This window comes from Saccharopolyspora sp. NPDC049426 (genome assembly GCF_040676935.1).
Lineage (GTDB): Bacteria > Actinomycetota > Actinomycetes > Mycobacteriales > Pseudonocardiaceae > Saccharopolyspora.
The window spans coordinates 168,516-175,893 of record NZ_JBFAPZ010000014.1 but is presented as its reverse complement, the minus strand read 5'-3'; the positions used below and the strand labels follow the sequence as shown (position 1 = coordinate 175,893).

Genomic DNA, 7,378 nt, shown 5'->3' with positions numbered 1-7,378 from the left:
TGACGCAACCCCTGTGCCCTGCGGAGCCTCCCGGGAGACGGTCAAACGCTCCGATCTGGCCGGGCACGCCGGGTACGGCTACTGCGCCTCACATTCCCGGTTCTACTGGGGGCTGAAGCTGTACCTGGTCTGTGCCGGTGATGGAGTGCCGGTCATGTGGTGCCTGGCCCACCCCAAAATCGGGGAACGCGAGGTACTCGCCGCCTTGCTGGACCACAACCACCACCTGATCCGCCAAGGTCAGATCCTGCTCGCAGACAAAGGCTTCGCGGGCAAGGAGTTCAAACACCTCACCGAGGCGATGGGGCTGAGGTTGCTGCGCCCGGACCGCAAGGACGAGACCCACACCAACGGCAACCTCGGCGGCGTCCGCCAGTGGATCGAGTCGGTCAACCAGACCCTCAAAGGACAGCTTGACCTCGAACGACACGGCGGACGCACACCCGCTGGGGTGTTCACCCGCGTCGCTCAACGCTTGCTGGCCCTCACCACCGGGATCTGGCACAACTGGACCACCGGCACCACCAGCAAACGATCATTCACAGCCTTCGACCACTAAAGATCAAGGAATCATTCATCTAGTGATGTCGCGCCCCCCCGGGGGGGTCAGACGGGCAGGAGGGTGGAGACCAGGTGGGTCAGGCGCCTGGTGTTGCGGCACTCGTGCATCTCGGCGATCCGGGCGTAGTCGCGAGCCGCTGAATCACCCGTCGACCAGCGCAGCTCCGGTTCGGGGTTGAGCCAGAACACGTGGCGTGCTCGCTGCTTGATGGTGTGCAGGGCTTCGAGGTTGGGGTTCCAGCCGTTCGTCCTGGCGTCGCCGAGGACCAAGACCGACGTGCGCGGCCCCACCGCGTCCAGGTACTCGTCGGTGAACTCGGCCAGCGCGTTGCCGTAGTCGCTGCTGTCGTGCCAGCCGGTGACCGCGGCCTCGGAGAGGATGCTGCGCCCCAGCTCGACGGGATCGGCCGCGCCCGGTTCGATCATGCGGGTGACCTCGTCGGTGCGGTTGACGAAGGCGAAGACCCGGACCTTGCTGAACTGGTCGTGCAGGGCTTGGACCAGCAGCATCGTGAAGTTGGCGAACCCGGCGACCGAGCCCGACACGTCGCACAGCAGCACGATCTCGGGGCGGGCCGGACGGTGGTGGGCGTAGGCCGGGCGCAGCGGGACGCCACCGGTGGACAGCGATCGACGCAGCGTGCGGCGCAGGTCGATGCTTCCCCTGGCGGCGCGGCGGCGCCGGGCGGCCATGCGCGTGGCGAGCTTGCGCGCCAGCGGCTGCACGGCACGGCGGAGGTCGGCGAGCTGGTCCCGTCCGGCGTTGAGGAAGTCGACCTGGTCGGCGCTCGGTGCGATGGCGTGCTTGGCGACGTGGTCGGCACCGCGCATCTCCGCGGAGCGGCGGCGCGCCTCGGTGCGGACGCGCTCGCGGAAGGTGTCGATGCGGCGGCGGATCTCGTCGCGGTCGAGCCGATCGGTGAAGTCCTCCTCGGCCTCACCGCGCATCGCCGCGAGCACTCGGGCCAGCAGCGTCTGCGGTTGCAGGCGTTCCAGCGTCTGGTGCGCCGACCAGCCCTGCGGGCCGTCGCCGCCGCCGAACTGCCCGAGCGCGTCCACGGCCTCCCCGGCCAGCTGCCCCAGCGGGCCCGAGTCATCGCCTGCCAGGGCGTGCACCAACCGCTGTTCGAGATCGGACTCGTCGCCGTTGCGGGCGCTTTCGGGCGCTCCCACCCCGGCGGGGAAGTAGAGGTCGAACGCGGCGTCGAAGACCTTGCGCTGCCCGTCGGCGCGCAGCAGGGCCGCGGCCAGCCCTTCCCGCAGGCGTTCCCGATCCGCCATCCCGAGGACTTCCAAAGCAGCTGCGGCGTCGACGGTTTCGCCCGGACCGATGCGCACGCCCTGCTCGCGCAACGCCCCGGCGAAGCCGACCAGGCGGGCCTGCAACGTCATGGCACGACCAGCTTCTCGGTGGCGCGGCGGACGTCGTCCTGGTGCTTGAGGATCACCCCGAGGCTGTCGCGCACCACGTCCTCGTCGAGGGTGTCCGCGCCGAGCGCGAGCAGGGTTCGGGCCCAGTCGATCGTCTCGGCCACCGACGGCGACTTGCGCAGCTGCATCCCGCGCAGCGCCCCCACCACCTCCACGAGCGATCCGGCCAGCGCCTCGTCGAGACCCGGCACCTTGAGCCGCACGATGCGCTGCTCCAGCTCGGCGTCGGGGAAGTCGATGTGCAGGAACAGGCAGCGGCGGCGCAGCGCTTCGGACAGCTCGCGGGTGGCGTTGGAGGTCAGCACCACGAACGGCCGCTGCGACCCGCTGATCGTGCCGAGCTCGGGAACGGTGACCTGGAAGTCGCTGAGCACCTCCAGCAGCAGCCCTTCGACCTCGACGTCGGCCTTGTCGGTCTCGTCGATGAGCAGCACCGTCGGCTCGTCCCCGCTGATCGCCGTCAGCAGCGGCCTGGACAGCAGGAACTCCTCGCTGAAGATGTCGGTGCGGGCCTCGTCCCAGGTCTCGTCGCGGCCCGCGGTGATGCGCAGCAGCTGCTTGGCGTGGTTCCACTCGTAGAGCGCCCGCGCCTCGTCGATGCCCTCGTAGCACTGCAGCCGCACCAGCCGCGCTTCGGCGACGGCGGCGACGGCCTTGGCCAGCTCGGTCTTGCCGACGCCTGCCGGACCTTCGACGAGCAGCGGCTTGCCGAGCTTGTCGGCGAGGAACACCGTCGTGGCCACGGCGGTGGAGGCCAGGTAGCCGGTCTCGGCCAGCTTCTCGACGACGTCGTCGACCGACTCGAAGATGCCCGTTCGCCCGTCGGTCACCGCACGCTCCCCTCGCCGAGTTCCATACCGAACGGTTGCTCAGCGCGCGCGCTCGTGTCCAACGGAAGTGATGCCGGTCACGCGCAGCGGAAAGTGGTTTCGTGCAAGCCCGTCGCGCCGTCGGGGAGGACGCCCTGACGCGCTTCGGTCTGCGGTGCGCCGGTGCGGTCGATGGCGCGGCACTGCACGACGTGCTCTCCCGTTGAGAGGTCGAGCGCGGCCCGCCACATGCGCCAGGTGTCGCGGCCGACCTCGGTGGCCAGCTCGGCGAACTGCCAGGGGCCGCCGTCGACTCGGACCTGCACGGCGTCGATGCCGGTGTGCTGCGCCCACGCGATCCCCGCGACCGTCACCCGACCGGCCGGGACCTGCGCTGCCCGCTGCGGGCGGTCGATGCGCGACTGGGTCTTGATCGGCCCCAGCTGGGCCCAGCCGCGCTGCTGCCAGTAGGCACGCCGGTCGAAGGTGGTGACCTCGGCGTCGACCAGCCACTTGGTGGCCGAGACGTAGCCGTAGAGACCGGGCACGACCATGCGCACCGGGAACCCGTGCTTGGCCGGAAGCGGTTCGCCGTTCATCTCGAAGGCCAGCAGCGCGCCCCGGTCGGGTTCCAGCAGCACGTCGACAGGGGTGCCCGCGCTGTAGCCGTCGGTGCTGGTGGTCAGCAGCTGCTGACCACCCGGCCGGACTCCGGCCTCCAGCAGCAGGTCTCGCACCGGAACGCCGACGAAGTTGGCCGTGGAGATCAGGTTGCCGCCGACCTCGTTGGACACGCACGCGAGGGTGATGGTGCGCGATTCCAGCCGCCGGTTGATCAGGTCGGTGAACGAGAGGTCCAGCTCGCGTTCGACCATGCCGTGCAGCCGAAGCCGCCAGGTCTCGGCGCGCAGCTGCGGCACGACCAGGGCGGTGTCGATCCGGTAGAAGTCGCGGTTGGTGGTCAGGAACGTCGGCGTGCCCTCGGCGACGAAGTCCGCACCCGCCGGGATCGGGGGCGGCGCCACCTTCGGCAACCGGCCCGCCACGGCCTCTCGCGAGGCCGTCACCCCCGAACCCTTCGACAGCGCACTCCCTCCGACGCCGGCCAGCCCGGCGCCGACCACGACCAGACCGGAGGTCGCCAGGAACCGCCGCCGGTCGATCTCGGTGGCCACCGGCGCCCGCCCGGCGCGGTGCAGCAAGGCGAACACGCCCACTCCGACGGCCACCGCAACCAGCGAGGGCAGCACCCCGCCCTCGGGGCGAGTCAGCGCCGCCACCACACCGACCAGCCCGAACGCGCCGATCACCAGTGCGCCGGGCAGCACCGCGCGTCGCGAGGACAGTCCCGCGGCCACCGCGAGCGCGGCGATGACCAACGCCATGCCGATGATCAGCGCGAGCTTGTCGGCGGTGCCGAACACCGCCACCGCGAACTCCTTCACGCCCGGCGGCACCAGGTCGATGAAGGCGCCTCCGACGACCACCGGGGGAGAGGTGCGCGGATCGCCGAGACCGGCGACCAGGTGCCCGGCGGCCAGCGCGGAGCCGGCCGCGAGCAGTCCGATCGTGGCCGCACGGCCACGGGAGAGCGAAGTCATGCCTCCATTCGAGCCCGGTTCACCGGTCGTCGCCAGAGTTCGGGCTCGTGCGTAAGAGAGCCGAAAGTTCTTGTGGAAAGATGACATCGCGGCTCGATCGGAGGCGTCGCGGCCGCTGCCGTCCTAGCGTCTGGGCGTGCGAATTCTGCTGACCGGCGCCGCCGGGTTCATCGGCTCGGCCATCGCCGACACCCTCACCGCCCGCGGCCACGAGATCATCGCGCTCGACGCGCTGCTGCCCCAGGCCCACGGCGTCCCTCCCGAGACCGGGCACCCGCTGGTGCGCGGAGACGTGCGCGACGGCGAGCTGGTGCGCGAACTGCTGCGCGGGGTGGACGCGGTCTGCCACCAGGCCGCGATGGTCGGCCACGGCGTCGACCCCTCCGACATGCCCGACTACGCCGCCCACAACGACCTCGGCACCGCGGTGCTCCTGGCCGCGATGCACGAGACCGGGGTGCGGCGGCTGGTGCTGGCCTCCTCGATGGTGGTCTACGGGGAAGGCCGCTATCGCTGCGCCGAACACGGTCTGGTCCGTCCCGGTCAGCGACGTGCCGAGGACGTCGAGGCCGGTCAGTTCGAACCGCCGTGCCCGCACTGCGGCGAACCCCTGGAACCCGAGGAGGTGCCCGAGGACGCCGTGCTCGACCCGCGCAGCACCTACGCGGCGACCAAGCTCGCGCAGGAGCACCTGGCGGCGGCCTGGGCCCGCCAGACCGGCGGCGAGGTGCGGGCGCTGCGCTACCACAACGTCTACGGTCCCTTGATGCCCAACGGCACCCCGTACGCAGGGGTCGCCTCGTTGTTCCGCTCCGCGCTGCACCGCGGACTGGCGCCGACGGTGCTGGAGGACGGTCGGCAGCGTCGGGACTTCGTGCACGTCCGCGACGTCGCCGCCGCCAACCTCGCCGCGCTGGAGAGTTCCGGCCCGCCGGGGGAGCTGGACGCGGTCAACATCTGCTCCGGCCAGCCGCACACCATCGGAGAGCTCGCCGAGTCGTTGTCGCTGGCCTGCGGCGGTCCGGCTCCGGAGGTGGTGGGCGGGGCCCGGCCCAACGACGTCCGGCACGTCGTCGCCGATCCGGCCAAGGCCCGGCGGGTGCTCGGGTTCCACGCGGCGGTGGAGTTCGCCGACGGGGTGCGGGAGTTCGCCGAGGCTCCGCTGCGAGCCGTCTAACGGGTCGGTGTGCCCGCTGTTTCAGGTGTGGGACTCAGCTTGCACCGCTGAGCGAGGTGACGCCCTCAACGGTTCGCGACGCCGTCGGCCAGCGGTAGCCGCACCTCGAACCGGCAACCGGGGCCGTGGTTGCGGGCGTGGATCTCGCCGTGGTGGGCCTGCACCAGGCCGCGCGCGATCGCCAGCCCGAGCCCGGCCCCGGCCGGTTCCCGCTCGTTGTCCCCTCGCGCGTGATCACCCCGGTAGGCCACCTCGAAGACCCGCTCCAGCTGGGCCGCATCGATCCCGCCGCACCCGTCGTCGACCCGCAGCCACGCCTGGCGACCTTCCCGGCCCGCGGTGAGCACCACCGACCCGCGCGGCGGGGTGTGCCGGATGGCGTTGGACAGCAGGTTGCGCACCACGCGCGCCAGTTCGGAATCGCTGCCGGAGACCACCGGCCACTGCTCGGTCTCGGTGGCCAGCCGCACGCCGCGCCGCTGCGCGCGCGGGTGCTCGGCGGCGACGGCCTCGTTGACCACGTCGTGCAGCGGCACGGCGGAGAACTCCAGGTGCAGCGCGCCCGCGGTGATCCGGGAGAGCTCGAACAGGTCGTCGACCATCCGCGACAGCCGTTCGGTCTCGCCCTGGATCCGGCTCGCGTAGGAGCAGATCTCGTCGCGCTCGTCCACCACGCCGTCGGCCAGCGCCTCGGCCATCGCGCGGATCCCCGCCAGCGGAGTCCGCAGGTCGTGGCTGATCCAGGCCACCAGCTCGCGGCGGGATGCCTCCGCGGCGCGTTCGCGGGCGCGGGCCTCGCGCTCCCACACGCTCCGGCGCGCGATGTTGCGTCCCAGCACCACCGCCACCGGCACGGTGATCACCCCGACGGCGGTGCAGATGACGACGACGGTGGTCAGCAGCGGGCCGAACATGAACCCGGCGATGCCGAGGACGCCCGCCATGGTGGCCACCAGCGGCACCAGCACCAGCACCGTGAGCGCGGTCGCCAGCGAGCGGTGCCGGAGCAGGTAGAGCAGCCCGGCCCCGATCAGCGCCACCGGCAGGGACAGGCCGATCGCGTAGGGCGCGACGTGGGTGAGCTCGGTCAGCAGGTCCATCAGCCCGCCTCGGGGTCGTAGCGGTAGCCGACGCCCCACACGGTGCTGATCCGGTGAGGTCGGTCGGGTCGCGGCTCGATCTTCTCCCGCAGTCGTCTCATGTGGACGGTCACGGTGGACTGGTCGCCGAAGTTCCAGCCCCACACCGACTCCAGCAGTTCGGCGCGCGTGAAGGCCCTGCGCGGGTTGCGCATCAGGTAGGCCAGCAGGTCGAACTCGCGAGTGGTCAGCGACAGCTCGACGCCGTCGAGCGCGCAGCGGCGGGCCTCCGGATCGAGCACCAGGGCGCCGTCCACGACGGACTCCTGCGCGGCGGGCGGGGCGTGGGTGGCGCGGCGCAGCACCGACGTCACCCGCAGCACCAGCTCCCGCGGGCTGAAGGGCTTGACCACGTAGTCGTCGGCGCCCAGCTCCAGACCGGCGACCCGGTCGGACTCCTCGCCGAGCGCGGTCAGCATCACCACCGGGACCGGCCCGCGCTCGCGCACCCTGCGGCACACCTCCAGGCCGCCGATGCCCGGCAGCATCAGGTCCAGCACGATCAGGTCCGGCCTGCGCTCGGCGTTGCTGCGCAGCGCCGTCTCGCCGTCGCCTGCGAGGTCGACCTGGTAGCCGGCGCGCTCCAGGTAGCGGCGGACGACGTCGCGCACCGCGTGGTCGTCATCGACGACCAGCACCCGTCCGGCCTGTTCCCGCATC

7 protein-coding genes are annotated in these 7,378 nt (G+C 71.7%); 2 read left to right on the top strand and 5 right to left on the bottom strand.

Features of this window, described 5'->3' with window-relative positions:
* Window positions 1–559, top strand: a 559-nt coding sequence (locus AB0J78_RS27420; protein ID WP_363793877.1) for a transposase, incomplete at its 5' end; no start/stop codon positions are given.
* A 47-nt stretch (window positions 560–606) separates the two neighbouring features.
* Here the strand turns inward: AB0J78_RS27420 and AB0J78_RS27415 are convergent.
* The 3 genes from AB0J78_RS27415 to AB0J78_RS27405 form a co-directional block, all read right to left on the bottom strand.
* The gene (locus AB0J78_RS27415) at window positions 607–1,953 is read right to left on the bottom strand and encodes a VWA domain-containing protein (protein WP_363793875.1); all 1,347 of its coding nucleotides are present in this window, start codon (window positions 1,951–1,953) and stop codon (window positions 607–609) included.
* The gene (locus tag AB0J78_RS27410) at window positions 1,950–2,822 is read right to left on the bottom strand and encodes a MoxR family ATPase (RefSeq protein ID WP_363793873.1); all 873 of its coding nucleotides are present in this window, start codon (window positions 2,820–2,822) and stop codon (window positions 1,950–1,952) included. Before AB0J78_RS27410 ends, AB0J78_RS27415 begins: the two co-directional genes overlap by 4 nt.
* A gap of 77 nt (window positions 2,823–2,899) precedes the next feature.
* Window positions 2,900–4,402: a molybdopterin-dependent oxidoreductase gene (locus tag AB0J78_RS27405; RefSeq protein WP_363793871.1), complete on the bottom strand. Its 1,503-nt coding sequence runs from the start codon at window positions 4,400–4,402 to the stop codon at window positions 2,900–2,902.
* A 136-nt stretch (window positions 4,403–4,538) separates the two neighbouring features.
* Between AB0J78_RS27405 and AB0J78_RS27400 the strand changes: the two genes are divergently transcribed.
* Window positions 4,539–5,579: an NAD-dependent epimerase/dehydratase family protein gene (locus AB0J78_RS27400; protein ID WP_363793869.1), complete on the top strand. Its 1,041-nt coding sequence runs from the start codon at window positions 4,539–4,541 to the stop codon at window positions 5,577–5,579.
* Window positions 5,580–5,644: 65 nt separating this feature from the next.
* Here the strand turns inward: AB0J78_RS27400 and AB0J78_RS27395 are convergent, their stop codons facing one another.
* Together AB0J78_RS27395 and AB0J78_RS27390 are read right to left on the bottom strand one after the other, a co-directional pair.
* Window positions 5,645–6,679 (bottom strand): HAMP domain-containing sensor histidine kinase, encoded by a 1,035-nt coding sequence (locus tag AB0J78_RS27395; protein WP_363793867.1) that lies wholly within the window; start codon window positions 6,677–6,679, stop codon window positions 5,645–5,647.
* Window positions 6,679–7,377: a response regulator transcription factor gene (locus AB0J78_RS27390; protein ID WP_363793887.1), complete on the bottom strand. Its 699-nt coding sequence runs from the start codon at window positions 7,375–7,377 to the stop codon at window positions 6,679–6,681. Before AB0J78_RS27390 ends, AB0J78_RS27395 begins: the two co-directional genes overlap by 1 nt.
* Between the last annotated feature and the right edge of the window lies 1 nt (window position 7,378).

What these genes read in the sequence shown, in the direction of transcription:
- AB0J78_RS27405 (WP_363793871.1), bottom strand. Translation starts at nt 4,402, where the DNA reads ATGACTTCGCTCTCCCGTGGCCGTGCGGCCACGATCGGACTGCTCGCG.
- AB0J78_RS27415 (WP_363793875.1), bottom strand. Translation starts at nt 1,953, where the DNA reads ATGACGTTGCAGGCCCGCCTGGTCGGCTTCGCCGGGGCGTTGCGCGAG.
- AB0J78_RS27395 (WP_363793867.1), bottom strand. Translation starts at nt 6,679, where the DNA reads ATGGACCTGCTGACCGAGCTCACCCACGTCGCGCCCTACGCGATCGGC.
- AB0J78_RS27390 (WP_363793887.1), bottom strand. Translation starts at nt 7,377, where the DNA reads ATGCGGGAACAGGCCGGACGGGTGCTGGTCGTCGATGACGACCACGCG.